This window comes from Pseudomonas sp. PAMC 26793, assembly GCF_000313235.1.
GTDB classification, from domain to species: Bacteria; Pseudomonadota; Gammaproteobacteria; order Pseudomonadales; family Pseudomonadaceae; genus Aquipseudomonas; species Aquipseudomonas yamanorum.
Map to the genome: position 1 here is coordinate 479,602 of NZ_AMXG01000023.1, position 23,442 is coordinate 503,043.

At 61.3% G+C, this 23,442-nt stretch carries 25 protein-coding genes and 1 pseudogene; 20 read left to right on the top strand and 6 right to left on the bottom strand.

The features are described from left to right. Positions 1-3 precede the first annotated feature (3 nt). The 3 genes and pseudogenes from dut (at position 4) to argB (ending at position 3,060) form a co-directional block, all read left to right on the top strand. The gene (dut, locus tag D109_RS0109625; protein WP_003213270.1) at positions 4-459 is read left to right on the top strand and encodes a dUTP diphosphatase; all 456 of its coding nucleotides are present in this window, start codon (positions 4-6) and stop codon (positions 457-459) included. A 252-nt stretch (positions 460-711) separates the two neighbouring features. After that, positions 712-2,133, top strand: a pseudogene (locus D109_RS0109630) (phosphomannomutase/phosphoglucomutase); the annotation flags it as partial. Positions 2,134-2,154: 21 nt separating this feature from the next. Further along, the gene (gene argB / locus D109_RS0109635) at positions 2,155-3,060 is read left to right on the top strand and encodes an acetylglutamate kinase (RefSeq protein ID WP_003213275.1); all 906 of its coding nucleotides are present in this window, start codon (positions 2,155-2,157) and stop codon (positions 3,058-3,060) included. A 67-nt stretch (positions 3,061-3,127) separates the two neighbouring features. Here argB and pyrE read toward each other — a convergent pair whose 3' ends face one another. Then, positions 3,128-3,772, bottom strand: a complete 645-nt coding sequence (pyrE, locus tag D109_RS0109640; protein ID WP_017476704.1) for an orotate phosphoribosyltransferase — start codon at positions 3,770-3,772, stop codon at positions 3,128-3,130. 82 nt (positions 3,773-3,854) lie between these two features. On the opposite strand from pyrE, the gene D109_RS0109645 reads away from it, so the two are divergent. Then, a complete protein-coding gene (locus tag D109_RS0109645) occupies positions 3,855-4,634 on the top strand; it encodes an exodeoxyribonuclease III (RefSeq protein WP_003176915.1) in 780 nt (259 codons plus the stop codon). A gap of 58 nt (positions 4,635-4,692) precedes the next feature. Here the strand turns inward: D109_RS0109645 and D109_RS0109650 are convergent, their stop codons facing one another. Together D109_RS0109650 and rph are read right to left on the bottom strand one after the other, a co-directional pair. Then, positions 4,693-5,061: a DUF4870 domain-containing protein gene (locus tag D109_RS0109650; protein ID WP_017476705.1), complete on the bottom strand. Its 369-nt coding sequence runs from the start codon at positions 5,059-5,061 to the stop codon at positions 4,693-4,695. 22 nt (positions 5,062-5,083) lie between these two features. Continuing rightward, positions 5,084-5,806 (bottom strand): ribonuclease PH, encoded by a 723-nt coding sequence (gene rph, locus D109_RS0109655; RefSeq protein WP_003213280.1) that lies wholly within the window; start codon positions 5,804-5,806, stop codon positions 5,084-5,086. Positions 5,807-6,023: 217 nt separating this feature from the next. On the opposite strand from rph, the gene D109_RS0109660 reads away from it, so the two are divergent. From D109_RS0109660 to D109_RS0109690, 7 genes are all read left to right on the top strand, one after another. Next, positions 6,024-6,887, top strand: coding sequence for a YicC/YloC family endoribonuclease (locus D109_RS0109660; RefSeq protein ID WP_017476706.1), 864 nt, complete (start codon positions 6,024-6,026; stop codon positions 6,885-6,887). 11 nt (positions 6,888-6,898) lie between these two features. Next, a complete protein-coding gene (gmk, locus tag D109_RS0109665) occupies positions 6,899-7,519 on the top strand; it encodes a guanylate kinase (protein ID WP_003213284.1) in 621 nt (206 codons plus the stop codon). 167 nt (positions 7,520-7,686) lie between these two features. Continuing rightward, entirely contained in the window at positions 7,687-7,950 is a 264-nt protein-coding gene (rpoZ, locus tag D109_RS0109670; protein ID WP_003176920.1) for a DNA-directed RNA polymerase subunit omega, read from the top strand. A gap of 60 nt (positions 7,951-8,010) precedes the next feature. Then, a complete protein-coding gene (gene spoT / locus D109_RS0109675) occupies positions 8,011-10,116 on the top strand; it encodes a bifunctional GTP diphosphokinase/guanosine-3',5'-bis pyrophosphate 3'-pyrophosphohydrolase (protein ID WP_008439435.1) in 2,106 nt (701 codons plus the stop codon). A gap of 24 nt (positions 10,117-10,140) precedes the next feature. Then, the gene (locus D109_RS0109680; RefSeq protein ID WP_003176922.1) at positions 10,141-10,521 is read left to right on the top strand and encodes a RidA family protein; all 381 of its coding nucleotides are present in this window, start codon (positions 10,141-10,143) and stop codon (positions 10,519-10,521) included. A gap of 63 nt (positions 10,522-10,584) precedes the next feature. Beyond that, entirely contained in the window at positions 10,585-11,328 is a 744-nt protein-coding gene (locus D109_RS0109685) for a hypothetical protein (RefSeq protein ID WP_017476707.1), read from the top strand. 78 nt (positions 11,329-11,406) lie between these two features. Next, positions 11,407-12,141, top strand: coding sequence for a hypothetical protein (locus D109_RS0109690; protein WP_017476708.1), 735 nt, complete (start codon positions 11,407-11,409; stop codon positions 12,139-12,141). Positions 12,142-12,183: 42 nt separating this feature from the next. Here the strand turns inward: D109_RS0109690 and D109_RS0109695 are convergent, their stop codons facing one another. After that, positions 12,184-13,035 carry an SDR family oxidoreductase gene (locus D109_RS0109695; RefSeq protein WP_017476709.1) on the bottom strand — a complete coding sequence of 284 codons (852 nt, stop codon included), beginning with the start codon at positions 13,033-13,035 and terminating at the stop codon, positions 12,184-12,186. A gap of 189 nt (positions 13,036-13,224) precedes the next feature. On the opposite strand from D109_RS0109695, the gene exbB reads away from it, so the two are divergent. The 9 genes from exbB to D109_RS0109740 all read left to right on the top strand — a co-directional run bounded on the left by exbB (position 13,225) and on the right by D109_RS0109740 (position 21,862). Next, a complete protein-coding gene (exbB, locus tag D109_RS0109700; protein WP_026077862.1) occupies positions 13,225-14,211 on the top strand; it encodes a tonB-system energizer ExbB in 987 nt (328 codons plus the stop codon). Between the two features lie 6 nt (positions 14,212-14,217). Continuing rightward, on the top strand, positions 14,218-14,643 hold the full coding sequence (gene exbD, locus D109_RS0109705) for a TonB system transport protein ExbD (RefSeq protein ID WP_017476711.1): 426 nt from the start codon (positions 14,218-14,220) through the stop codon (positions 14,641-14,643). After that, entirely contained in the window at positions 14,640-15,389 is a 750-nt protein-coding gene (locus D109_RS0109710) for an energy transducer TonB (RefSeq protein ID WP_017476712.1), read from the top strand. The genes exbD and D109_RS0109710 overlap by 4 nt, the downstream gene beginning before the upstream one ends. Positions 15,390-15,556: 167 nt before the next feature. After that, on the top strand, positions 15,557-15,892 hold the full coding sequence (locus tag D109_RS0109715; RefSeq protein ID WP_017476713.1) for a cupredoxin domain-containing protein: 336 nt from the start codon (positions 15,557-15,559) through the stop codon (positions 15,890-15,892). A 3-nt stretch (positions 15,893-15,895) separates the two neighbouring features. Further along, positions 15,896-16,714: an FTR1 family protein gene (locus D109_RS0109720; RefSeq protein ID WP_017476714.1), complete on the top strand. Its 819-nt coding sequence runs from the start codon at positions 15,896-15,898 to the stop codon at positions 16,712-16,714. Positions 16,715-16,734: 20 nt separating this feature from the next. Continuing rightward, a complete protein-coding gene (locus D109_RS0109725) occupies positions 16,735-17,265 on the top strand; it encodes an iron transporter (protein ID WP_017476715.1) in 531 nt (176 codons plus the stop codon). A 113-nt stretch (positions 17,266-17,378) separates the two neighbouring features. Beyond that, positions 17,379-18,299, top strand: a complete 921-nt coding sequence (locus tag D109_RS0109730) for a hydrogen peroxide-inducible genes activator (protein ID WP_017476716.1) — start codon at positions 17,379-17,381, stop codon at positions 18,297-18,299. An 8-nt stretch (positions 18,300-18,307) separates the two neighbouring features. Beyond that, the gene (recG, locus tag D109_RS0109735) at positions 18,308-20,383 is read left to right on the top strand and encodes an ATP-dependent DNA helicase RecG (protein WP_017476717.1); all 2,076 of its coding nucleotides are present in this window, start codon (positions 18,308-18,310) and stop codon (positions 20,381-20,383) included. A gap of 78 nt (positions 20,384-20,461) precedes the next feature. Next, positions 20,462-21,862, top strand: a complete 1,401-nt coding sequence (locus tag D109_RS0109740) for an aminoacyl-tRNA deacylase and HDOD domain-containing protein (RefSeq protein WP_017476718.1) — start codon at positions 20,462-20,464, stop codon at positions 21,860-21,862. 135 nt (positions 21,863-21,997) lie between these two features. Here D109_RS0109740 and D109_RS0109745 read toward each other — a convergent pair whose 3' ends face one another. After that, entirely contained in the window at positions 21,998-22,378 is a 381-nt protein-coding gene (locus D109_RS0109745) for a hypothetical protein (protein WP_008439448.1), read from the bottom strand. A gap of 125 nt (positions 22,379-22,503) precedes the next feature. Then, complete coding sequence (gene tagQ, locus D109_RS0109750) at positions 22,504-23,427, bottom strand: type VI secretion system-associated lipoprotein TagQ (protein WP_017476719.1); 924 nt, start codon at positions 23,425-23,427, stop codon at positions 22,504-22,506. Positions 23,428-23,442 lie beyond the last annotated feature (15 nt).

The following is a 23,442-nucleotide window of genomic DNA, read 5'->3' on the forward strand; positions in this document are numbered from 1 at the left end:
TCCATGCACGCTTTGCAAGCCAAGATCCTCGACCCACGCATCGGCAACGAATTCCCGCTGCCGGCCTACGCCACTCCAGGCTCCGCCGGCCTCGACCTGCGCGCCATGCTCAAGCAGGACACCGTGCTTGAGCCGGGCCAGACCATTCTGATTCCGACCGGCCTGTCGATCTACGTAGGCGACCCTGGCCTCGCGGCGCTGATCCTGCCGCGCTCCGGCCTGGGCCACAAACACGGCATCGTCCTCGGCAACCTGGTGGGCCTGATCGACTCGGACTACCAGGGCGAGTTGATGGTGTCGTGCTGGAACCGTGGCCAGACTGCGTTCAACATCGCCGTTGGCGAGCGTATTGCCCAACTCGTACTTGTGCCGGTGGTGCAGGCGCACTTCGAGCTGGTCGAAGAGTTCGACGAAACCCAGCGCGGTGCAGGTGGCTTCGGACATTCCGGCAGCCACTGACTAAGCTGAACTGACGTAGCCGGACAAGCCGGGTGCCTCACCCGGCCTGACGCCAACGCATGGCCTTTCAGGATGAAGAATGCGCGGAACTTATCAGCAAGATTTCCCCAGTGAAATCAGGGCATTAGGCGGACGAAAGAGCGGTGCTTCGGCGCCGATGGCACTTTTGCACCACGAACTCTATGCCAAAAACGCCGTCTTACCCTTCAGTTTGAGCCTGCCGGTCAGCACCCCTGAGGCCAGCCCAGCCCCTTATCGATGGAGTTCCCCCCCGCAATGAGCAACGCAGCCCGAGTCGCCCCGACGTTTCCCGACAGCATTTTCCGCGCCTATGACATCCGTGGCGTGGTCCCCAAGACCCTGACCGCCGAGACCGCCTACTGGATCGGCCGTGCCATTGGCTCCCAGAGCCTGGCCCAGGGCGAGCCCAATGTTTCCGTAGGCCGTGATGGCCGCCTGTCCGGCCCCGAGCTGGTGGAGCAGCTGATCCAGGGCCTGGCCGACAGCGGCTGCCATGTCAGCGACGTGGGCCTGGTGCCAACGCCTGCGCTGTACTACGCGGCCAACGTGCTGGCCGGCAAGTCGGGCGTGATGCTCACCGGCAGCCACAACCCGTCGGACTACAACGGCTTCAAGATCGTCATCGCTGGCGACACCCTGGCCAACGAACAGATCCAGGCCCTGCACACCCGCCTGAAGACCAACGACCTGACCAGCGGCACCGGCAGCATCACCAAGGTGCAAATCCTTGATCGCTACTCGGACGAAATCACCCGCGACGTCAAACTCGCCCGCCGCCTGAAAGTGGTGGTGGACTGCGGCAACGGTGCGGCCGGCGTGATCGCCCCGCAACTGATCGAAGCCCTGAATTGCGAAGTGATCCCGCTATTCTGCGAGGTCGACGGCAACTTCCCTAACCACCACCCGGACCCGGGCAAGCCTGAAAACCTGGTGGACCTGATCGCCAAGGTTAAGGAAACCGGTGCCGACCTGGGCCTGGCTTTCGACGGTGACGGCGACCGCGTCGGCGTGGTGACCAACACCGGCAATATCGTGTTCCCGGACCGCCTGCTGATGCTGTTTGCCCGCGACGTCGTGGCGCGCAACCCGGGCGCCGAGATCATCTTCGACGTCAAATGCACCCGCCGCCTGACGCCGCTGATCAAGGAATACGGTGGTCGTCCGCTAATGTGGAAGACCGGTCACTCGTTGATCAAAAAGAAAATGAAAGAAACCGGCGCCCTGTTGGCCGGCGAAATGAGTGGTCACGTGTTCTTCAAGGAACGCTGGTTCGGTTTTGACGACGGTATTTACAGCGCCGCCCGTCTGCTGGAGATCCTCAGCAACGAAAAATCCACCGCCGAAGACCTGTTTGCAACCTTCCCGGATGATATTTCTACGCCAGAGATCAATATCCATGTGACCGAAGAGAGCAAATTCAGCATCATTGACGCACTGCACGATGCACAATGGGGCGAAGGCGCCAACCTGACCACCATTGACGGCGTGCGGGTCGATTACGCCAAAGGCTGGGGCCTGGTTCGCGCATCCAACACCACACCGGTGCTGGTGCTGCGTTTCGAGGCGGATTCCGAGGCTGAGTTGCAGCGCATCAAGGACGTGTTCCACGCCCAGTTGAAACGTGTTGCCCCTGATCTCCAATTACCGTTCTGATTTTTTGTACCGGAGCCCTGAATGACCCTCGAACGCGAAGCCGCCGCCAATACCGCCAAGGTCCTTTCCGAAGCGTTGCCTTACATTCGACGCTACGTCGGCAAGACGCTGGTGATCAAGTACGGCGGCAATGCCATGGAAAGCGACGAGCTGAAAACCGGCTTTGCCCGCGACATCGTGTTGATGAAAGCCGTCGGGATTAACCCGGTGGTGGTACACGGTGGCGGCCCGCAAATCGGTGACCTGCTCAAGCGCCTGTCCATCGAGAGTCACTTCATCGACGGCATGCGTGTCACCGACGCCCAGACCATGGACGTGGTGGAGATGGTCCTGGGTGGCCAGGTGAACAAAGACATCGTCAACCTGATCAACCGCCATGGCGGCAGCGCCATCGGCCTGACCGGCAAGGACGCCGAGCTGATCCGGGCGAAGAAGCTCACCGTGACCCGCAAGACCCCGGAGATGACCCAGCCGGAAATCATCGACATCGGCCAGGTGGGCGAAGTGATCGGCATCAACACCGATCTGCTGAACCTGCTGGTGAAAGGCGATTTCATCCCGGTGATCGCGCCAATCGGCGTGGGCGCCAACGGTGAGTCCTACAACATCAACGCCGACCTGGTGGCCGGCAAGGTGGCCGAGGCGCTGAAGGCCGAGAAGCTGATGCTGCTCACCAACATCGCTGGTTTGATGGACAAGGAAGGCAAGGTCTTGACCGGCCTGACGACCCAGCAAGTGGACGACCTGATCGCCGACGGCACCATCTACGGCGGCATGCTGCCGAAGATCCGCTGTGCACTGGAAGCCGTGCAAGGCGGCGTCGGCAGCTCGCTGATCCTGGATGGCCGGGTTCCGAATGCGATCCTGCTGGAAATCTTCACCGACACCGGTGTGGGTACGTTGATCAGCAATCGCAAGCGCCCTTAAAGCGCTGCAAACAAAAAGCCCCCGCTCAACCTGGTTGAGCGGGGGCTTTTTTTGTCCGGCGTTTAGATCAAACGCCGAACTGCTCGCGGTAGGCCTTGACCGCTGGCAAGTGCTGCTTGAGCTGCGGGTCATCTTCCAGGAACTGCAACACCTGGTTCAGGGACACGATGCTCACCACCGGAATCGCGAAGTCACGTTCCACTTCCTGGATCGCCGACAATTCACCGTTGCCGCGCTCCTGGCGGTTCAGCGCGATCAGCACGCCGGCTGCCTTGGCGCCATCCTGGGAAGCGATGATCTGCATCACTTCGCGAATCGCCGTACCGGCAGTGATCACGTCGTCGATGATCAGCACGTCGCCCTTGAGCGGCGCGCCCACCAGGCTACCGCCTTCGCCATGGGCCTTGGCTTCCTTGCGGTTGAAGCACCAAGGCAAATCCAGCCCGTGATGTTCGGCCAACGCCACGGCGGTCGCGGCGGCCAGGGGAATGCCCTTGTAGGCCGGGCCGAACAGCACGTCGAAGGAAATACCGCTTTCAACGATGGCGGCCGCATAGAAACGACCCAACTGCGCCAGGGCAGAACCCGAGTTGAAAAGGCCGGCATTGAAGAAGTAAGGGCTGGTGCGCCCGGACTTCAGGGTGAACTCACCGAAGCGCAATACGCCGCGATCGATGGCAAAACGAATGAAATCGCGTTGATACGCCTGCATGAAAAAAGCCTCAGATACCACGGATTTAGCTAATTAGGTAGACGGCGTGTATCATACACGCACGCGATTTTTGGGGCCATTTATGCGGATCATCAGTGTGAACGTCAATGGTATTCAGGCTGCAGTCGAGCGTGGTTTGCTCAGTTGGCTGCAAGCCCAGAATGCCGACGTCATCTGCCTGCAGGACACCCGCGCCTCCGCCTTTGAACTGGACGACCCAGCCTTCCAACTGGATGGCTACTTCCTTTATGCCTGTGATGCCGAAGTTCCCGCCCAAGGCGGCGTGGCTTTGTATTCGCGGTTGCAACCCAAGGCGGTCATCAGCGGCCTCGGCTTCGAGACAGCCGACCGCTACGGGCGCTACCTGCAAGCCGATTTCGACAAGGTCAGCATCGCGACCTTGCTGCTTCCATCAGGGCAGAATGGCGATGAAGACTTGAACCAGAAGTTCAAGCTAATGGACGATTTCGCCCGTTATCTGGATAAACAGCGGCGCAAACGTCGCGAGTACATTTACTGTGGCTCGCTGTACGTGGCGCAACAGAAGCTGGATATCAAGAACTGGCGCGACAGCCAGCAATCCCCGGGTTTCCTGGCGCCGGAACGGGCCTGGATGGACGAGATTGTCGGCAACATGGGCTATGTGGATGCCCTGCGGGAAGTCAGCCGCGAAGGCGACCAGTACAGCTGGTGGCCGGATAACGAACAGGCTGAGATGCTCAACCTCGGCTGGCGTTTTGACTACCAGTTGCTGACACCAGGCCTGCGCCGCTTCGTGCGCAGCGCACGCCTGCCACGCCAGCCGCGCTTCTCGCAGCACGCGCCGCTGATCGTGGACTACGACTGGACATTGACCATCTAAGGTCTTTTCCCAGGCACAAAAAAACCGACATCGCTGTCGGTTTTTTTGTGGGCGGTGGTTATTTGATCAACCGCAACGTCCACGGATAACGATAAGCCACGCCCTTGTTGGCCTTGATGCCCCCAATGATCGTCATCACCACCGCGCCGATCACCAGGACGGTCATCAACACGAAGCCGATCACGATAAAACCCAGCAGGAAGCAGACCGCCCAGGCAATGCCCACGGTGATCTGGAAATTCAGCGCTTCCTTGCCCTGGTCATCAATGAACGGGTCCGTATCCTTCTTCACCTGCCAGAGAATCAAAGGCCCCAGCAGGCTGCCGAACGGGAACATCAAGCCGAAAAACGCCGCGAAGTGACAGAGCATCGCCCACTGGCGAACTTCCTTGGACGGTGTCGGCAGCGGAAGTTGACTGTCACTCATGGCGTAGCTCCTTGGGGTTGAATCAGTCGGCCAGGGCGGCGTTCTGCAGTTCGAAGATCTCGGTCATGCCTTTCTGGGCCAATGCCAGCATGGCATTCAGGTCCGCCGGCTGGAATGGCGCGCCTTCGGCGGTGCCCTGCACTTCGATGAAACCACCGGTGCTGGTCATCACCACGTTCAGGTCGGTCTCTGCAGCCGAATCTTCAAGATAGTCCAGATCCAGAACCGGCTCGCCCTGATACATGCCTACCGACACAGCCGCGATCATCTGCTTGAGCGGATCGCCGCCTTTCAGGCCGCCACGCTTCTTGATGACTTTGAGCGCATCGACCAGGGCAACCATGGCGCCGGTGATGGACGCCGTGCGGGTGCCACCGTCGGCCTGGATCACGTCGCAGTCGACGTACAGGGTCACGTCGCCCAGCTTGGACATGTCCAGGGCAGCACGCAGGGAACGACCGATCAGGCGCTGGATTTCCAGGGTGCGCCCGCCTTGCTTGCCACGGCTGGCTTCACGCTGGTTACGCTCGCCGGTGGCGCGCGGCAGCATGCCGTATTCGGCAGTCAACCAACCCTGGCCCTGGCCCTTGAGGAAACGCGGCACGCCATTTTCGACGCTGACGGTGCAGATAACCTTGGTATCGCCAAACTCGACCAGTACAGATCCCTCGGCGTGTTTGGTGTAGTTGCGGGTGATGCGGATCGAGCGGAGCTGATCGGCAGCGCGACCACTTGGACGTTTCATAGGGGATACCTGTACGGAGGACGAAAAACTGCCGAGCATTATAGAGCCGCCAGCCCTGATCGGCACTTCTAAAAAATCCTGTTACAAACCCGGTCACCGAAGCCACTGTTTGGGGCCACCCGTCCCGTTGAGCTACAATCCTGCGCCTTCGCAGCCTGTCGGCTTCAATCTACCCATCAGCCCGCCTGTTTGCGGGACTGCATCGCGAGGTACCTCCATGGTGCACAGCATGACCGCCTTCGCCCGCGTCGAAAAAGCCGGCGTCCAAGGCACCCTGAGCTGGGAGTTGCGCTCGGTCAACAGCCGCTACCTGGAGCCGCACCTGCGCCTGCCGGAATCGTTTCGCGACCTCGAAGGCGCGGTGCGTGAGGCACTGCGCCAGGGCATCTCTCGCGGCAAGCTGGAATGCACCCTGCGCTTTACCGAGGAAACCACCGGCAAGCCATTGCAGGTGGATCGCGAGCGCGCCGCCCAATTGGTCGCCGCCGCCGAAACCATCGCCAGCCTGATCAAACAGCCTGCCGCCATCAATCCTTTGGAAGTTCTGGCCTGGCCCGGCGTGCTGGTGGCCGACGCCACCGACCCGCAGGCGTTGAATGCCGAGGCCCTGGCCCTGTTCAACCAAGGCTTGAAAGAACTCAAGGCCGGCCGCGAACGCGAAGGTGCCGAACTGGCCCGCCTGATCAGCGACCGCCTGACCTCCATCGAAGAAGACGTGGTCACCCTGCGCGAACTGGTGCCGCAGATGCTTGCCACCCAGCGCCAGAAGGTCCTCGACCGCTTCGCCGACATGCAGGCCGAACTGGACCCGGCGCGCCTGGAGCAGGAAATGGTCCTGCTGGCGCAAAAGAGCGACGTCGCCGAAGAGCTCGACCGCCTGAGCACCCACATCCTGGAAGTGCGCCGCGTACTGAAGTCCGCCGGTGCCGCCGGTCGGCGCCTGGACTTCCTGATGCAGGAACTCAACCGCGAAGCCAATACACTGGGCTCCAAAGCCTTTGATCCGCGCAGCACCCAGGCGGCGGTCAACCTCAAAGTGTTGATCGAGCAAATGCGCGAACAAGTACAGAATATCGAGTAAGGCACCCTGACATGACCCACAGCACCGGCACCCTTTACATCATTTCTGCCCCATCGGGCGCGGGCAAAAGCAGCCTGGTCAAAGCCCTGACCGACGCTGACGAGCAGATCCGCATCTCGGTGTCCCACACCACCCGCGCCATGCGCCCGGGTGAAGTGAACGGCGTGCACTACCACTTCGTCGAGCGCACCGAGTTCGTCAAGATGATCGAGCACGGTGATTTCCTTGAGCGCGCCGAAGTCTTCGGCAACCTCTACGGCACCTCCCAAAGCCACCTGCAGCAGACCCTGGACGAAGGCCACGACCTGATCCTGGAAATCGACTGGCAGGGCGCCGAACAAGTGCGTCAGCTGATGCCCAAAGCCCGCTCGATCTTCATCCTGCCGCCGTCGCTGGAAGCGTTGCACCAACGCCTGACCAACCGCGGCCAGGACAGCGACGAGATCATCGAAGGCCGCATGCGCGAAGCCGTCAGTGAAATGAGCCACTACGTCGACTACGACTACCTGATCATCAACGACGATTTCGCCCACGCACTGGACGACTTGAAGGCGATTTTCCGCGCCAATCAGCTCCAGCAAAAGCGTCAGCAGCAGCGTTTCGGCAAATTATTGGCCGAACTGCTCGGTTGATTGGCTCTTCCCAAAACCGCTGCAAGGGCTTTACATTGGCACTTGTAGCGCGTTTGCGATGGCCTGCGAAAAATCAGCGCTTCCCTAAACGCTGGTGATTTTTTAAACTGTTCAGTCCGCTCGCCCAACCGGGCAGCGCGCATATTGCATTCGCTCCGAGGAATACCATGGCCCGCGTAACCGTTGAAGACTGCCTAGAACACGTGGATAACCGCTTTGAGCTGGTCATGCTCTCTACCAAGCGTGCCCGTCAACTGGCCACTGGCGGCAAAGAGCCTCTGGTCCAGTGGGAAAACGACAAGCCTACCGTTGTAGCCCTGCGTGAAATCGCTGAAGGCCTGATGAGCTACGAGTTCATCGCCAACGCCGAAATCGTTGAAGACGAACCGCTGTTTGCAGCGTTCGAGGACGAGTCCAACGAGGCCGTCTAAGCCTATGCCTGGTCGACGTAGCACGGCGCGGGGTCACAGCCAACGGCAGGAGTTAATACTTTGCCGAGCATAGACGCCCTCGCCGATCGCTTATCGACCTACCTCGGCCCAGACCAGGTCAACCTGGTCCGCCGAGCGTATTTCTACGCCGAACAAGCCCACGACGGCCAACGCCGCCGCAGTGGCGAGGCGTATGTCACGCATCCTCTTGCCGTGGCAAACATTCTTGCCGACATGCACATGGACCATCAGAGTTTGATGGCCGCGATGCTGCATGACGTGATCGAAGACACTGGCATTGCCAAGGAAGCGCTCAGTGCGCAATTTGGCGAAACCGTGGCCGAACTGGTCGATGGGGTCAGCAAACTGACCCAGATGAACTTCGAAACCAAGGCCGAAGCTCAGGCAGAAAACTTCCAGAAGATGGCCATGGCCATGGCCCGGGACATCCGGGTGATCCTGGTCAAACTGGCCGACCGCCTGCACAACATGCGCACGCTGGAAGTGCTGTCCGGCGAAAAACGTCGGCGCATCGCCAAGGAAACCCTGGAAATCTACGCGCCCATCGCCAACCGGCTGGGCATGCACGCCATTCGTATCGAATTCGAAGACCTCGGCTTCAAAGCCATGCACCCGATGCGTTCCGCGCGCATTTATCAGGCGGTCAAACGCGCCCGGGGCAATCGCAAGGAAATCGTCAACAAGATCGAAGAGTCCCTGAGCCATTGCCTGGCGATCGATGAGATCGAGGGCGAGGTCAGCGGCCGGCAGAAACACATCTACGGCATCTACAAGAAGATGCGCGGCAAACGTCGGGCCTTCAACGAGATAATGGACGTGTACGCGTTCCGGATCATCGTCGACAAGGTCGATACGTGCTACCGCGTGCTGGGCGCTGTACATAATTTGTACAAGCCCCTGCCGGGTCGTTTCAAGGACTACATCGCAATTCCCAAGGCCAACGGCTATCAGTCGCTGCATACCACGCTGTTCGGCATGCACGGGGTGCCGATCGAGATCCAGATCCGCACCCGCGAAATGGAAGAGATGGCCAACAATGGCATCGCCGCCCATTGGCTGTACAAGTCCACCGGCGACGAGCAGCCGAAAGGTACCCATGCCCGCGCCCGCCAGTGGGTCAAGGGCGTGTTGGAAATGCAGCAACGTGCCGGCAACTCCCTGGAATTTATCGAAAGCGTGAAGATCGATCTGTTCCCGGACGAGGTCTACGTGTTCACGCCCAAAGGCCGGATCATGGAGCTGCCCAAAGGCTCCACCGCGGTCGACTTTGCCTACGCGGTGCACACCGACGTGGGTAACAGCTGCATAGCCTGTCGGATCAATCGTCGACTGGCCCCGCTGTCGGAACCACTGCAAAGCGGTTCCACGGTGGAGATCGTCAGCGCACCAGGCGCGCGCCCGAACCCGGCCTGGCTCAACTTTGTGGTCACCGGCAAGGCCCGCACCCACATCCGTCACGCCCTGAAACTGCAACGCCGTTCCGAGTCCATCAGCCTGGGCGAGCGCCTGCTGAACAAGGTGCTCAACGGCTTCGACAGCTCCCTGGACAAGATCCCGGCCGAGCGGGTGCAGGCGATGCTCCACGAGTACCGCCAGGAACTGATCGAAGACTTGCTGGAAGACATCGGCCTGGGCAACCGCATGGCCTATGTAGTCGCCCGCCGCCTGCTGGGCGAAGGCGAACAGTTGCCAAGCCCCGAAGGCCCGCTGGCGATTCGCGGCACCGAAGGCTTGGTGCTCAGCTACGCCAAGTGCTGCACGCCGATCCCGGGTGACCCGATTGTCGGCCACCTGTCCGCGGGCAAAGGCATGGTGGTGCACCTGGACAACTGCCGCAATATCAGTGAAATCCGACACAACCCCGAGAAATGCATCCAGCTTTCGTGGGCCAAGGATGTCACTGGCGAATTCAACGTCGAGCTGCGGGTCGAGCTGGAACACCAGCGCGGCTTGATCGCCCTGCTGGCCAGCAGCGTGAACGCGGCCGACGGCAATATCGAGAAAATCAGCATGGACGAACGCGATGGCCGCATCAGCGTGGTCCAACTGGTGGTCAGCGTGCACGACCGCGTGCACCTGGCCCGCGTGATCAAGAAACTGCGCGCCCTGACCGGGGTCATCCGCATCACCCGCATGCGCGCCTAGCCCATCCATTACAAGGAGTCATTCATGACCAAGACTGTTATCACCAGCGACAAGGCACCAGCAGCAATCGGTACTTACTCCCAGGCGATCAAGGCGGGCAATACCGTCTACATGTCCGGCCAGATTCCACTGGACCCAAAAACCATGGAGCTGGTTGAAGGCTTTGAAGCCCAGACCGTACAGGTCTTCGAAAACCTGAAGTCGGTTGCCGAAGCTGCGGGCGGTTCGTTCAAGGACATCGTCAAACTGAACATCTTCCTCACCGACCTGAGCCACTTCGCCAAGGTTAACGAGATCATGGGCAAGTACTTCGAACAGCCGTACCCGGCCCGCGCCGCCATCGGCGTTGCCGCCCTGCCAAAGGGCGCGCAGGTTGAGATGGACGCCATTCTGGTCATCGAGTAAAACATCCGGCGCAGCGCTTCCACGGGAAGGCTGCGCCGAATTGGTTCTTGGAAGGATTTCGTAATGCGCAAAGCGCTCGTTGCCTCTTCGTTGCTCGCCCTGCTGCTCGGCGGGTGCGCCAGCAATCCCGCCGACCTGGATGTGAGCGGCACCTGGATCAACCAGGCCGCCATCGACGCGGCAGCCAAGGGCGGCCCTTTGCGTGAAGCCCTGCAGAGCTACGGTCCGAACCTCGAATGGGAGGTGAACACCAAAGCATCCCAGGCCCGCTACTACAACGGTTTTGAAGTAGCTGAAGGCAAGTTGCTGGGTGAAAAATCCGGCGCCTGGAGCGTCGATTTCTACGGCGGCTCCGCCACCGAACTCAAGCGTAAAGGCAAACTATTGCTGCAAGGGGCCAATGATAACGAGCCCGAGCAACTGTTCGCCCGTGCCAAGGACCCAGCCCCCGAAGGCGCGCCGCTGGGTGCCAACTTCGAACGCACGCTGTACGCCGCTTATATGGGTGGCACCTGGAAGATCAGCAGCGGCAATGGCGAAGGCGCAACCGTGCAGTTCCAGGCCAACGGCCAGGTGACCGGCCTGCCGGGCGCTGATCAGTATTCGCTGTGCCTCGCGGGCGATTGCGCCTCCATGAGCGGTGGCTACGACAGTATCTGGCTGCAGCTGAACGGCCAGGGCAACCCCTGGATCTTCGCGCGCAAGGGCAAGCAACTGGAGATCTTCCAGGCGATCAACACCGCCCAGGCCGACGAGGTGCCCTCGTTTACCCCCGGGCCGCGACAATGGTTGCTGGAAAAACAGTGATACAGAACAAAGGAGCCCACGGGCTCCTTTTTCTTTAGTGTGCGCCATGGTTTTTTTCATCTGCCGCCAGATCACCCCATGCATAAATTACTTGTTCTCAGCCTGTTCCTGCTGGGCGGCTGTACCCAAGCGCCGCAGCCAACCGACATCAGCGGACTGTGGATAAACCAGGCAGCCATCGATTCGGCTGCCCAAGGCAGGCCCTTGCTGCGAGCCATTGATGCGCATGGCTTAAATCTGGAATGGAACATCGACACCCGCAGCAACAAGGCGCAAGTCAGCAATGCATTTGAACTGGGCGAAGGCCAATTACAGCCGAAGGCGCCGGGTGCATGGACCGTCGACTACAACGGCCATGGCACCGATGAACTGCAATTGGATGGCAACCAACTGATCCAGCAGGCCACAAAAAATCATGCAGCCCAGCGCTTCACCCGTCCCGTCCAACCTGCCGTTGCGCACGCCCAGTGGGGCATGACGTTCAGACGTGCACTGAACTCGGCTTATATGGGCGGCCAGTGGAAAATCATTGAGGGCCAGGGCGCCGGCAACATCGTCGTGTTCAACGCTGATGGCAGCGTATCCGGCCTGACGCAAAACAACCGGTACGAGCTGTGCCTGGGAGGCGATTGCGCCACTCAAGGGGCCGGCAATGACACCCTCTACCTGGGCAAGGGCGATGTGGGAGACAGCTGGATTTTTGTGCGTTACGGCAAACAGCTGGAGATTCTCCAGGCGATCAACCCGTCCCCACCGGATGAAATCCCACAGCTCACCCCAGGCCCGCGCAAATGGCTGCTGGAAAAACAGTGACGTAAAAAAGGAGCCCCTGGGCTCCTTTACTTCTGAGTGCAATCAACCCTCGAGAATCGCCGCATACCCTTCGCGATAACTCGGATAACGCGGCACCCAGCCCAACGCCTTGGCCCGGGCATTGCTGCACTGCTTGCTACCGGCGCGTCGCACGCTGGCGTTCTCGGCCCATTCGGTCACGCCAAGGTACTCGCGCAACCAGCCAACCACCTCGGCCAGCGGGGCCGGAGCATCGTCGACGCCGATATAGCACTTATCCAGCACACCGCCCTGCTCCACGTGCCGCAGCAAAAACGCCAGCAAGCCCGCTGCGTCATCCGCGTGAATCCGGTTGCCATATAAAGGCGGATCAATCGCCACGCGATAACCCTGGCGCACTTGGCTCAACAACCACTCCCGACCTGGACCATAAATCCCGGTAAGGCGCACGACACTGGCGGGAATCCCACTATCCAATGCCACTTGCTCGGCCTCCAGCATCACTTGTCCGGAATAACCACCTGCCTTGGTCTCGGAGCTTTCGTCGACCCACTCACCGTTCTGCTGCCCATACACACTGCTGCTGGACACAAACAGCAAGTGTTTAGGTTCCTGGCCGTAGTCGTTCAACCATTCCAGCACATGCCGCAGCCCTTGCACGTACGCCGCACGATAGCCCGCCTCGTCGTGATCGGTGGCCGCCGCGCAATACACCAGGTAATCCACCCCGCCCACCGGCCAGGTGTCGGGACAGTCTTCATTGAACAGGTCGCCGGCAATCCCGATAACGCCCTTGGGAAGGCGCGAGATATCCCGCCGTAGGCCATGAACCTCCCAGCCCTGGGCCAGCAATTGGGTGGCCAGACGGCTACCGACATCGCCGCAACCGGCAATCACCACAGAAGGCGCAGACATCACAAAACTCCATTCTTAAAGGTCAAGATTAGCCCCCACAGATGACCAGCGGCCAGCAAAACGACAAATAAAGTAACTGTATTACTTCTGTTAACAAGAATTACTTGCAATAATAACCGCCCATTTGTCCTCGACCCGTTACGGTCTGGAAGGACGCTCACTCATTTTTTTCTCTCAGGTCCGGCCAGCATGACACGCAATACATCCCCCGCTTCGCCAACCAAGCCTCACAGCCCATCCCGCGCCTGGCGTGCGATTGCGGCAGTGCTGTTCAGCGTTCTGCTGGCACCGACCGCCGCCTTCGCCGACAACACCGCGCCGGCCGCCCCGCCTGCAGCGACCGCACCAGCCCAAGAGCAAAACACTGCTGCGCCAGCCGCCGCACCTGCCGCTACCGACCCGGCCCTGGCCGCCGAAGGCGCACCGGCTGACGATTCCGGCGTCGTGCTGGAAGAAGACAACAGCCTGGGCATGGCCCACGACCTGTCGCCCTGGGGCATGTACCAGAACGCTGACATCATCGTGAAGATCGTGATGATCGGCCTGGCCATCGCCTCGATCATCACCTGGACCATCTGGATCGCCAAAGGCTTCGAGCTGCTGGGCGCCAAGCGTCGCCTGCGCACTGAAATCGTCCACCTGAAAAAAGCCACCACCCTGAAAGAAGCCAGCGAAAGCGCGGCGAAGAAGGGCACCCTGGCGCACCTGCTGGTTCACGACGCACTCGAAGAAATGCGCCTGTCGGCCAACAGCCGTGAAAAAGAAGGCATCAAGGAACGTGTCAGCTTCCGTCTTGAGCGCCTGGTTGCCGCCTGCGGTCGCAACATGAGCAACGGCACCGGCGTGCTGGCCACCATCGGTTCCACCGCGCCTTTCGTCGGCCTGTTCGGTACCGTGTGGGGCATCATGAACAGCTTCATCGGCATCGCCAAAACCCAGACCACCAACCTCGCCGTCGTGGCTCCCGGCATCGCCGAAGCCCTGCTGGCAACGGCACTGGGCCTGGTTGCCGCGATTCCTGCGGTCGTCATCTACAACGTCTTCGCCCGTTCGATCGCCGGCTACAAGGCCCAGGTGTCGGACGCTTCGGCAGAAGTCCTGTTGCTGGTCAGCCGTGACCTCGATCACCTGCCTACCGAGCGCAGCTCGCAACCGCATATGGTGAAAGTGGGGTAATCGGCCATGGGCCTGCATTTGAATCAAGGCGACGACGAGCTCGTCGAGAACCACGAAATCAACGTCACACCGTTTATCGACGTGATGCTGGTGCTGCTGATCATCTTCATGGTGGCCGCACCACTGGCCACTGTGGACATCAAGGTCGACCTGCCCGCTTCCAGCGCGAAACCTGCGCCGCGGCCGGAGAAACCGATATTCCTCAGCGTCAAGGCGGACCAGCGTCTGTTCCTGGGCGAAGAAGAAGTCAAATCCGAAACCCTGGGCGCGGTGCTCGACGCCAAGACCCAGGGCAAGAAAGACACGACCATCTTCTTCCAGGCCGACAAGGGCGTGGACTACGGCGACCTGATGAGCGTGATGGATGCCCTGCGGGCAGCCGGCTACCTTAAGGTAGGCCTGGTCGGACTTGAGACGGCAGCCAAGAAATGATCACGACGCGCCACAAACTGACGCGTTATGGCACCAGCCTCGCCGTCGTGCTGGGCGTCCACGCCGTCGCGATCATCCTCGCGCTCCAGTGGTCGGCGCCACACACGGTCCAGTTGCCTCCGGCTGCCATGGTCATCGACCTGGCACCGATGCCGGCGCCACCGCCTCCGGCTCCGCCAAAGGTGATCACGCCGCCGCAACCGCCGGCGCCGGTGGAAGAGCTGCCATTGCCGAAACTGGCCGAGGCACCGAAGCCGACGATCCAGGTGCCCAAGCCGGTCAAGCCCAAGCCGAAACCACAGCCACCCAAGCCTGTGGAGAAGAAGCCCGATCCGCCCAAGGAAAAACCTTCCGAAGAGCCGCCGAGCGAAACTCCGCAGAACAACGCGCCTACGGAAAAGTCCGCTCAGCCACAACCGGGCCCTTCACCGCAGCAGATCGCGGCCAAGGCCACCTGGGAAAGTACCCTGCTGGGCCACCTGCAGAAGTACAAGAAGTACCCGCCGGGCGCCCAGGCCCGTGGCAAGGAAGGCCTGAACCGCTTGCGTTTCGTGGTGGATGCCGATGGCAACGTGCTGTCCTATGAACTGGTGGGCCGCTCTGGCAACGCCGATCTGGACCGCGCCACCCTCGACATGATCCGTCGCGCCCAGCCGCTGCCCAAGCCGCCGGCCGACATGTTGAAAGGCGGCAGCATCGAGATCGTTGCGCCGTTCGTTTACAACATCGAAAAACGTCGCCGGTAATCCTCACCGTAGGCACCCTCGGGTGCCTACGGTTGCTGCTCACTCCCCCGCACATCCCGCAACCTGAACCAGGCTTGAACAAGCTGGCACCTAACACGATCTTCACTTGTAACATTTAAAGACAAAGCCAATTATCCGCGAATCGTTCTCATTAGCGGACATTCGGCATGCCCAACCTTGCCCGGCTGGCTCTCCTCCTACTGGTTTTTCCCGTCGCAGCGCAGGCAGATCAGCTGGTCACCCTGGTCATTCAAAACCACACCTTCAGCCCCTCGACGTTCGAGGTGCCGGCCGGTGAGCGTTTCCGCATTCAACTCACCAGCCACGACGAAAGCGTCGATGAGTTCGAAAGCTACGACATGAAATTCGAAAAAATCATCGTCCCCGGCAACACCGTCACGGTGTTTGCAGGCCCGTTGCATCCCGGCACCTACACCTTCTTCGATGACTACCACCCGGACCAGGCCAAAGGCACGGTCACTGCTGTCGCGGCCAAGGAGTAAGCCATGCTGGCCTGTCTGTTGATCGTGTTTCGAGAAGTGCTGGAAGCCGGGATTGTGGTGGGCATCGTGATGGCCGCCACCCAAGGTCTGGCTCGGCGTGGCCTGCTTATCGGTGGAGGGATTGCGGCCGGCGTACTCGGTGCCGGCATCTTGGCGCTGTTTACCGGCGCAATCACCCAGGCGCTGCAAGGCTTCGGCCAGGAAATCTTCAACGCGGCCATTCTGGTGGTCGCCGTGGTGATGCTGGGCTGGCACAACCTGTGGATGGCCAGTCACGGACGCGAGCTGGCGACCCAACTGCGCAGCGCCGGCAATGCGGTACTCACTGGCGAAAAATCCCTCTGGGCCCTGGCCGTGGTCATCACCGTGGCCGTACTGCGCGAAGGCTCGGAAATCGTGCTGTTCCTCTACGGCATCGCCGCGTCGAGCCAGGCAGACCCACTGTCAATGCTGGCAGGCGGCGTGCTCGGCATTGCCGCCGGCGCCGCGCTGTCCTGGCTGATGTACCGCGGCCTGGTCGCCATCAGCCTCAAGCGTCTGTTCTCGATTACCGGCTGGATGATCGCCTTGCTCGCCGCCGGCATGGCTGGCCGGGCCGCTGCGATCCTTGCCGGTATCGACCTGATTCCCGCCTGGGGCTACCAGCTCTGGGACACCTCCTGGCTGGTCTCCGATGGCAGCCTCATCGGCCGCGCGCTGACTGCGCTGGTGGGCTACACCGACCGGCCGCTGGGGGTCCAGTTGGTCGCCTGGTCCGTCACCCTCGTGCTCCTGGTGCTGGGTAACCGCTTGATGCATTCACGCCCGACGCAATCACGTTAACCTCCCCGAGGAGCCCCACCATGAAACACCTGCGCAACCCCTTGGCCACCGCACTGGTACTGGTCAGTGCCCTGGCCGCTTCCGCCCTGGTCCAAGCCCGCGAATACCCGATTGGCGGGCCCGTCCAGGTCAACGACATGGAAATCGCCTCCTCTTATCTGGTGGGCATCGAAATGGCCCCGATGCCACCGGGCATGGTGATGAGCAAGGACTCGGTGCACCTGGAGACGGACGTGCACGCCACCGCCGACAACAAGTACGGCCTGTCCAACGGTGAATGGGTGCCCTACCTGACCATCACCTACTCGCTGGTCAAGCAAGGCTCGCCCGACTACAAGGAAATCGGCACCTTGTTGCCGATGGTGGCCAAAGACGGCGCTCACTACGCCAACAACGTGAAAATGGACGGCCCCGGCACCTACACCGTGGTGCTGCGCTATGAAAGCCCGCAAATCAAAGGCTTCTTCCACCATGTGGACAAGGAAACCGGCGTGCCTGACTGGTGGGCCCCCTTCACCAAAACCTTCACCTTCAAATACCCACAAAGCTGAAAGCATGAACGCGACACCTGATTACCAGGTGTCGTAAACCCCATGCTGTCTGATAACGTGCGTCTATCGATTGCAGCCGGTATGCTTGGCCCGCAACCTCATGGACGCCCGCTATGACTCTTACAGAATTACGCTACATCGTTACCCTCGCCCAAGAGCAGCACTTCGGCCACGCGGCCGAGCGTTGCCACGTCAGCCAGCCGACGCTGTCGGTGGGTGTGAAGAAGCTTGAAGACGAACTCGGTGTGCTGATTTTCGAGCGCAGCAAAAGCGCCGTGCGCCTCACGCCCGTCGGCGAAGGCATCGTCGCCCAGGCCCAGAAGGTGCTGGAACAGGCCCAAAGCATTCGCGAGCTGGCCCAGGCTGGCAAGAACCAGCTGACCGCCCCGCTGAAGGTCGGCGCCATCTACACCGTTGGCCCGTACCTGTTCCCGCATTTGATTCCGCAACTGCACCGCGTCGCGCCGCAGATGCCGCTGTATATCGAAGAAAACTTCACCCATGTGCTGCGCGACAAACTGCGCAACGGCGAGCTGGACGCGATCATCATCGCCCTGCCGTTCAACGAGGCAGACGTGCTGACCCTGCCGCTCTACGATGAGCCGTTCTACGTGCTGATGCCGGCGTCCCACCCGTGGACGCAAAAAGAAACCATCGACGCCGCCCTGCTCAACGACAAGAGCCTGCTGTTGTTGGGCGAAGGCCATTGCTTCCGCGACCAGGTGCTGGAAGCCTGCCCGACCCTGACCAAAGGCAACGACGGCGCCAAGCACACCACCGTGGAGTCCAGCTCCCTGGAAACCATTCGCCATATGGTCGCGTCCGGCCTGGGCATTTCGATCCTGCCGTTGTCGGCGGTGGACAGCCATCACTACGCCCCCGGCGTGATTGCCGTACGCCCACTGACGCCGCCGGTGCCATTCCGTACCGTGGCAATTGCCTGGCGCGCCAGCTTCCCGCGCCCGAAAGCGATTGAAATCCTCGCCGACTCGATCCGCCTGTGTTCGGTGGCAAAGCCGCCTGCTGCGAGCTAAGTAACGGTATGACTGAGCTGTCGCAGGTGTCGGTGACGGCACTCAAGGGTGTCGGGGAGGCCATGGCCGAGAAATTGGCCAAGGTCGGCCTGGAAAATCTCCAGGACGTATTGTTCCACCTGCCCCTGCGTTACCAGGACCGCACCCGCGTGGTGCCCATCGGCCAATTGCGCCCCGGGCAGGACGCGGTGGTTGAAGGCACTGTGAGCGGTGCCGACGTGGTGATGGGCAAGCGCCGCAGCTTGGTCGTGCGCCTGCAAGACGGCACCGGCGGCCTGAGCCTGCGCTTCTACCACTTCAGCAACGCCCAGAAGGAAGGTCTCAAGCGGGGCACCCGCGTGCGTTGCTACGGCGAAGCCCGGCCCGGCGCCTCGGGGCTGGAAATCTACCACCCGGAATACCGCGCCATTACCGGCGACGAACCGCCGCCAGTGGACACCACCCTCACACCGATCTACCCGCTCACCGAAGGCCTGACCCAACAGCGCCTGCGCCAGTTGTGCATGCAAACCCTGACGATGCTCGGGCCGAAAAGCCTGCCCGACTGGCTGCCCCAGGAACTGGCGCGCGACTATCAACTGGCACCGCTGGATGACGCGATTCGCTACCTGCATCACCCACCTGCCGACGCCGATGTCGACGAGCTGGCCCTCGGTCATCACTGGGCCCAGCATCGCCTGGCGTTTGAAGAACTGCTGACCCACCAACTCTCCCAGCAACGCCTGCGCGAAAGCATGCGCTCTCTGCGCGCACCGGCAATGCCCAAGGCCACAAGGCTTCCGGCTCAATATTTGGCCAACCTGGGGTTTGCACCGACGGGCGCCCAGCAACGGGTCGGCAACGAAATCGCCTACGACCTGAGCCAGAAAGAACCCATGCTGCGGCTGATCCAGGGCGACGTGGGCGCGGGTAAAACCGTGGTCGCCGCCCTCGCCGCGTTGCAGGCCCTTGAAGCCGGGTATCAGGTCGCACTGATGGCGCCCACCGAGATTCTTGCCGAACAGCACTTCATCACCTTCAAGCGCTGGCTCGAACCACTGGGCCTGGAAGTCGCGTGGCTGGCCGGCAAGCTCAAGGGCAAGAACCGCGTAGCCGCCCTGGAACAGATCGCCGCTGGCGCCCCGATGGTGGTGGGCACCCACGCGCTGTTCCAGGACGAAGTGAAGTTCAAGAACCTGGCGCTGGTGATCATCGACGAACAGCACCGCTTCGGCGTGCAGCAGCGCCTGGCCCTGCGCCAGAAAGGCGTGGGCGGCCGCATGAGCCCGCACCAGTTGATCATGACCGCCACGCCGATCCCGCGCACCTTGGCCATGAGCGCCTACGCCGACCTCGACACGTCAATCCTCGATGAACTGCCGCCGGGCCGAACGCCGGTCAACACGGTGCTGGTCACCGATACCCGCCGGGTCGAAGTGATCGAACGGGTGCGCGGTGCCTGTGCCGAAGGGCGCCAGGCGTATTGGGTGTGCACGCTGATCGAAGAGTCGGAAGAGTTGACTTGCCAGGCCGCCGAAACCACCTATGAAGACCTCACCAGCGCCCTGGGCGAACTCAAGGTCGGGCTGATCCACGGTCGCATGAAGCCGGTGGAAAAGGCCGCGGTGATGGCCGAGTTCAAGGCTGGCAATTTGCAATTGCTGGTGGCGACCACGGTGATCGAAGTCGGCGTGGACGTCCCCAACGCCAGCCTGATGATCATCGAGAACCCCGAGCGTCTGGGCCTGGCGCAACTGCACCAATTACGTGGCCGCGTCGGCCGGGGCAGCGCCGCCAGCCATTGCGTGCTGCTGTACCACCCGCCACTTTCACAGATCGGTCGCCAGCGCCTCGGTATCATGCGTGAGACCAACGATGGTTTCGTGATCGCCGAAAAAGACCTCGAACTGCGCGGCCCCGGCGAAATGCTTGGCACCCGCCAGACCGGCCTGCTGCAATTCAAGGTCGCCGACCTGATGCGCGATGCCGACCTGTTGCCCGCCGTACGCGATGCCGCCCAGGCGTTGATCGAGCGCTGGCCCGAACATGTCAGCCCGCTGCTGGATCGCTGGCTCAGGCATGGGCAGCAATACGGCCAAGTGTGACGGCTGACTCACTTAGACGACCCTCACTTGTATCAAGCTGGTTATACTCCAATGACTGTAGGAAATTGGATTCAGGCCATGTCAGAAGTTGCCCTCGCCACAGCCCCACCGACCGCACCCTCGGTGATTCGGACGCTGCTTGCAAAGCTCGCTATCAGCTACACGGAAGTTGCCGAACGCCCTGGCCTGAACCCGGCACAGAAGGTTCAGGCCGTGCTGCTCGATGATGCCGTGGGTGCACTCATGGTGCTGTTTCCGCAGAATCAACTGCTGGACCTCAACCGCCTGGCCGAACTCACAGGCCGCCGCCTCACGGCCGTGTCGCCGGAGCGCCTCGAGCGCATGCTCGGCAAGCACAGCCTGAGCCTGCTGCCCGGCCTGCCGCCGCTCACCAGCTCCCCGTGCCTGTACGAAGAAAGCCTGTTGCGCGAGCCGACCGTGCTGGTGCACTCGGGCGAAGCCGGGCTGCTGCTGGAGATTTCCAGCGAGGCCTTCAAGAGCATGCTGACCAAGGCCAGCGCCGCGCATTTCGGCGAACCGCTGAGCAACATCCGGCCAAACCTCGATCGCCCCAACGACGACCGCGAGGAAATCACCCAGGCGATGCAGGCGTTCACCGCCCGCCGTATCCAGCAGCGCCTGGAAGCGACCATCGAGATTCCACCGCTGGCCGATACCGCGCAAAAGATCATCAAGCTGCGGGTCGACCCCAACGCCACCATCGACGACATCACCGGCGTCGTCGAAACCGACCCGGCCCTGGCCGCCCAAGTGGTGAGCTGGGCTGCGTCGCCCTACTACGCCTCGCCGGGCAAGATCCGCTCGGTGGAAGACGCCATCGTCCGCGTGCTGGGCTTTGATCTGGTGATCAACCTCGCGCTAGGCCTGGCCCTGGGCAAGACCTTGAGCCTGCCCAAAGACCACCCGCAACAGGCCACGCCGTACTGGCACCAGTCGATCTACACCGCCGCCGTCATCGAAGGCCTGACCCGCGCCATGCCCCGCGCCCAGCGCCCGGAAGCCGGCCTGACCTACCTGGCCGGCCTGCTGCACAACTTCGGCTACCTGTTGCTGGCCCACGTCTTCCCGCCGCATTTCTCGCTGATCTGCCGGCACCTGGAGGTCAACCCGCACCTGTGCCACAGCTACATCGAACAGCACCTGCTGGGCATCAGCCGCGAGCAGATTGGTGCCTGGTTGATGCGTTACTGGGACATGCCGGACGAACTGTCCACCGCCCTGCGCTTCCAGCACGACCCGACCTACGACGGTCAATATGCGGAATACCCGAACCTGGTATGCCTGGCCGTGCGCTTGTTGCGCAGCAGTGGCATCGGCTCCGGGCCGGATGAAGCCATCCCGGACGAACTGCTTGAGCGCCTGGGGCTGGCCCGGGACAAGGCAGAGGATGTGGTGGCCAAAGTGCTGGATGCGGAAACGTTGCTGCGCGAACTGGCGTCGCAGTTCAGTCAGGGATAAATCGGGCGCCTGTTACACCGTATTCGCGAGCAAGCCCGCTCCCACATTCAATCCCATTCCAAAGTTGGAACTCGGTCGAATGTGGGAGCGGGCTTGCTCGCGAATGCAGGCGACGCGGTATTGCTGAAGAAACCCCTAGCCTTTGGGCTTTTTCTTCGGCTTCAAATACTTGGTCAGCCCCTGGAACCAGATCACCAGCGCCGGGTTGCCCTTGATCTGGATCGACTTGTCCTGAATCCCCGTCATGAACGCCAGTTGCTTGTTCTTCGCCTGCATCGTGGCGAAGCCGTAGGCGGCGTCTTTAAAGGCGATGGCAAACGCAGGCGCGGGATGGACACCCGAACGGCTGGTGATGCGCTGGTCTTTGACGATGAAGTGACGGGCAACCTTGCCGTCGAGGGTCTGCAGCTGGAACGCCAGGTCCTTGTCACCCAACTGCTGCTGGAACGCAGGGTTGGTGCGGCTGGCTTTGCCCATCAACAGGCCAAGCATCCAGAGAAGAAAACGAAATTTCATGCACACGGCCTCAGTGTAATTATTGGGTGGCCGCAGCAGTTTAACGATTTGTGCAAATAACGCTACCGATCTCCCGTTTTAGCAGGAGATCGGCTGGCGTTTACCGCTTATAGCAACAACTTTGCTTAGACGTTAGGGCAAGGAACCGGTGCCCAGTCCGCCAGGTTTGGATCACGGCAAGTGCCTTCGATCTGCGCTTTACCGGCGCTGGCAACCTGCTTGCTTTCAGCCTGCTTGGTCTGGGCGGTCTGGATGGTTTTCTCGGTGGCTACGGCTTCTTTCGGCACGGTCGGCAGTACCGGTTTCTTGGCAACTTTCACCGGCTTCTTGCCTTTGGTCGGCGTCACCACCGGCGTGGTGTCAGCAGTCGCAACAGTGACTACGTCAGCACGTTGTACACCCACTTGTTGCAGGTCCTGCTCGTAAGCCTGGGTGTAGTTGTTCAGGTCTTCGCTGGCCTTGCCGTTGACCGCGACGATCAGGTCGTTGGACTCTTTCAGGCCCGAGACGATTTCTGCCAGACGCTTGCGGCCTTCGACGTCGTTGACGGCCTTGGCCTTGCGGTCAGCCACCAGCTTGGTGAACGCGCTCTGGTAGCACTGCTGGGACGCCTTGGCGTACGCAGTGCTGCGGTCGATGTCCGAAGCGCGCTTGTTGACGTCAGTGGCGTAGGAGGCGATGCGCTGGTTGTCATCGGTGATCTGCTTCTGGCGCTCGGTGTAGTAACCCGCAGCACCACCGGCCAGAGCGCCGCCCGCTGCACCGATGGCAGCATTGCGGCCGCGCTTGTCGGAGTCACCGGTCAGGGCGCCCAGCAAGGCACCACCGGCCGCACCCAGGGCGGCACCGGTAACCACTGACTTGGTCAGGTCCGAATCGGTAGCGCGCAGGTGCTGCACCGGCTCGTAGCAGTTCGGGTAGTACTCGACCTTGGTGGTCGAGGCGACCTTGTTGGTCGGCGACGTTGCGCAACCGGTCAGCACCGTGCTGAAGCCAGCGGCAATCAACAGCAGATGACGCTTGGAAACTGCCTTACGGGAAAAAATCATCGTTGTGTTCTCTTT

What these genes read in the sequence shown, in the direction of transcription:
- D109_RS0109740 (WP_017476718.1), top strand. Translation starts at nt 20,462, where the DNA reads ATGTCAGAAGTTGCCCTCGCCACAGCCCCACCGACCGCACCCTCGGTG.
- rph (WP_003213280.1), bottom strand. Translation starts at nt 5,806, where the DNA reads ATGAAACGTCCAAGTGGTCGCGCTGCCGATCAGCTCCGCTCGATCCGC.
- exbD (WP_017476711.1), top strand. Translation starts at nt 14,218, where the DNA reads ATGGGCCTGCATTTGAATCAAGGCGACGACGAGCTCGTCGAGAACCAC.
- D109_RS0109680 (WP_003176922.1), top strand. Translation starts at nt 10,141, where the DNA reads ATGACCAAGACTGTTATCACCAGCGACAAGGCACCAGCAGCAATCGGT.
- D109_RS0109695 (WP_017476709.1), bottom strand. Translation starts at nt 13,035, where the DNA reads ATGTCTGCGCCTTCTGTGGTGATTGCCGGTTGCGGCGATGTCGGTAGC.
- D109_RS0109685 (WP_017476707.1), top strand. Translation starts at nt 10,585, where the DNA reads ATGCGCAAAGCGCTCGTTGCCTCTTCGTTGCTCGCCCTGCTGCTCGGC.
- D109_RS0109660 (WP_017476706.1), top strand. Translation starts at nt 6,024, where the DNA reads ATGGTGCACAGCATGACCGCCTTCGCCCGCGTCGAAAAAGCCGGCGTC.
- exbB (WP_026077862.1), top strand. Translation starts at nt 13,225, where the DNA reads ATGACACGCAATACATCCCCCGCTTCGCCAACCAAGCCTCACAGCCCA.
- recG (WP_017476717.1), top strand. Translation starts at nt 18,308, where the DNA reads ATGACTGAGCTGTCGCAGGTGTCGGTGACGGCACTCAAGGGTGTCGGG.
- tagQ (WP_017476719.1), bottom strand. Translation starts at nt 23,427, where the DNA reads ATGATTTTTTCCCGTAAGGCAGTTTCCAAGCGTCATCTGCTGTTGATT.
- argB (WP_003213275.1), top strand. Translation starts at nt 2,155, where the DNA reads ATGACCCTCGAACGCGAAGCCGCCGCCAATACCGCCAAGGTCCTTTCC.
- pyrE (WP_017476704.1), bottom strand. Translation starts at nt 3,772, where the DNA reads ATGCAGGCGTATCAACGCGATTTCATTCGTTTTGCCATCGATCGCGGC.
- D109_RS0109725 (WP_017476715.1), top strand. Translation starts at nt 16,735, where the DNA reads ATGAAACACCTGCGCAACCCCTTGGCCACCGCACTGGTACTGGTCAGT.
- rpoZ (WP_003176920.1), top strand. Translation starts at nt 7,687, where the DNA reads ATGGCCCGCGTAACCGTTGAAGACTGCCTAGAACACGTGGATAACCGC.
- D109_RS0109650 (WP_017476705.1), bottom strand. Translation starts at nt 5,061, where the DNA reads ATGAGTGACAGTCAACTTCCGCTGCCGACACCGTCCAAGGAAGTTCGC.
- D109_RS0109745 (WP_008439448.1), bottom strand. Translation starts at nt 22,378, where the DNA reads ATGAAATTTCGTTTTCTTCTCTGGATGCTTGGCCTGTTGATGGGCAAA.
- D109_RS0109710 (WP_017476712.1), top strand. Translation starts at nt 14,640, where the DNA reads ATGATCACGACGCGCCACAAACTGACGCGTTATGGCACCAGCCTCGCC.
- gmk (WP_003213284.1), top strand. Translation starts at nt 6,899, where the DNA reads ATGACCCACAGCACCGGCACCCTTTACATCATTTCTGCCCCATCGGGC.
- D109_RS0109715 (WP_017476713.1), top strand. Translation starts at nt 15,557, where the DNA reads ATGCCCAACCTTGCCCGGCTGGCTCTCCTCCTACTGGTTTTTCCCGTC.
- D109_RS0109645 (WP_003176915.1), top strand. Translation starts at nt 3,855, where the DNA reads ATGCGGATCATCAGTGTGAACGTCAATGGTATTCAGGCTGCAGTCGAG.
- dut (WP_003213270.1), top strand. Translation starts at nt 4, where the DNA reads ATGCACGCTTTGCAAGCCAAGATCCTCGACCCACGCATCGGCAACGAA.
- D109_RS0109690 (WP_017476708.1), top strand. Translation starts at nt 11,407, where the DNA reads ATGCATAAATTACTTGTTCTCAGCCTGTTCCTGCTGGGCGGCTGTACC.
- D109_RS0109720 (WP_017476714.1), top strand. Translation starts at nt 15,896, where the DNA reads ATGCTGGCCTGTCTGTTGATCGTGTTTCGAGAAGTGCTGGAAGCCGGG.
- D109_RS0109730 (WP_017476716.1), top strand. Translation starts at nt 17,379, where the DNA reads ATGACTCTTACAGAATTACGCTACATCGTTACCCTCGCCCAAGAGCAG.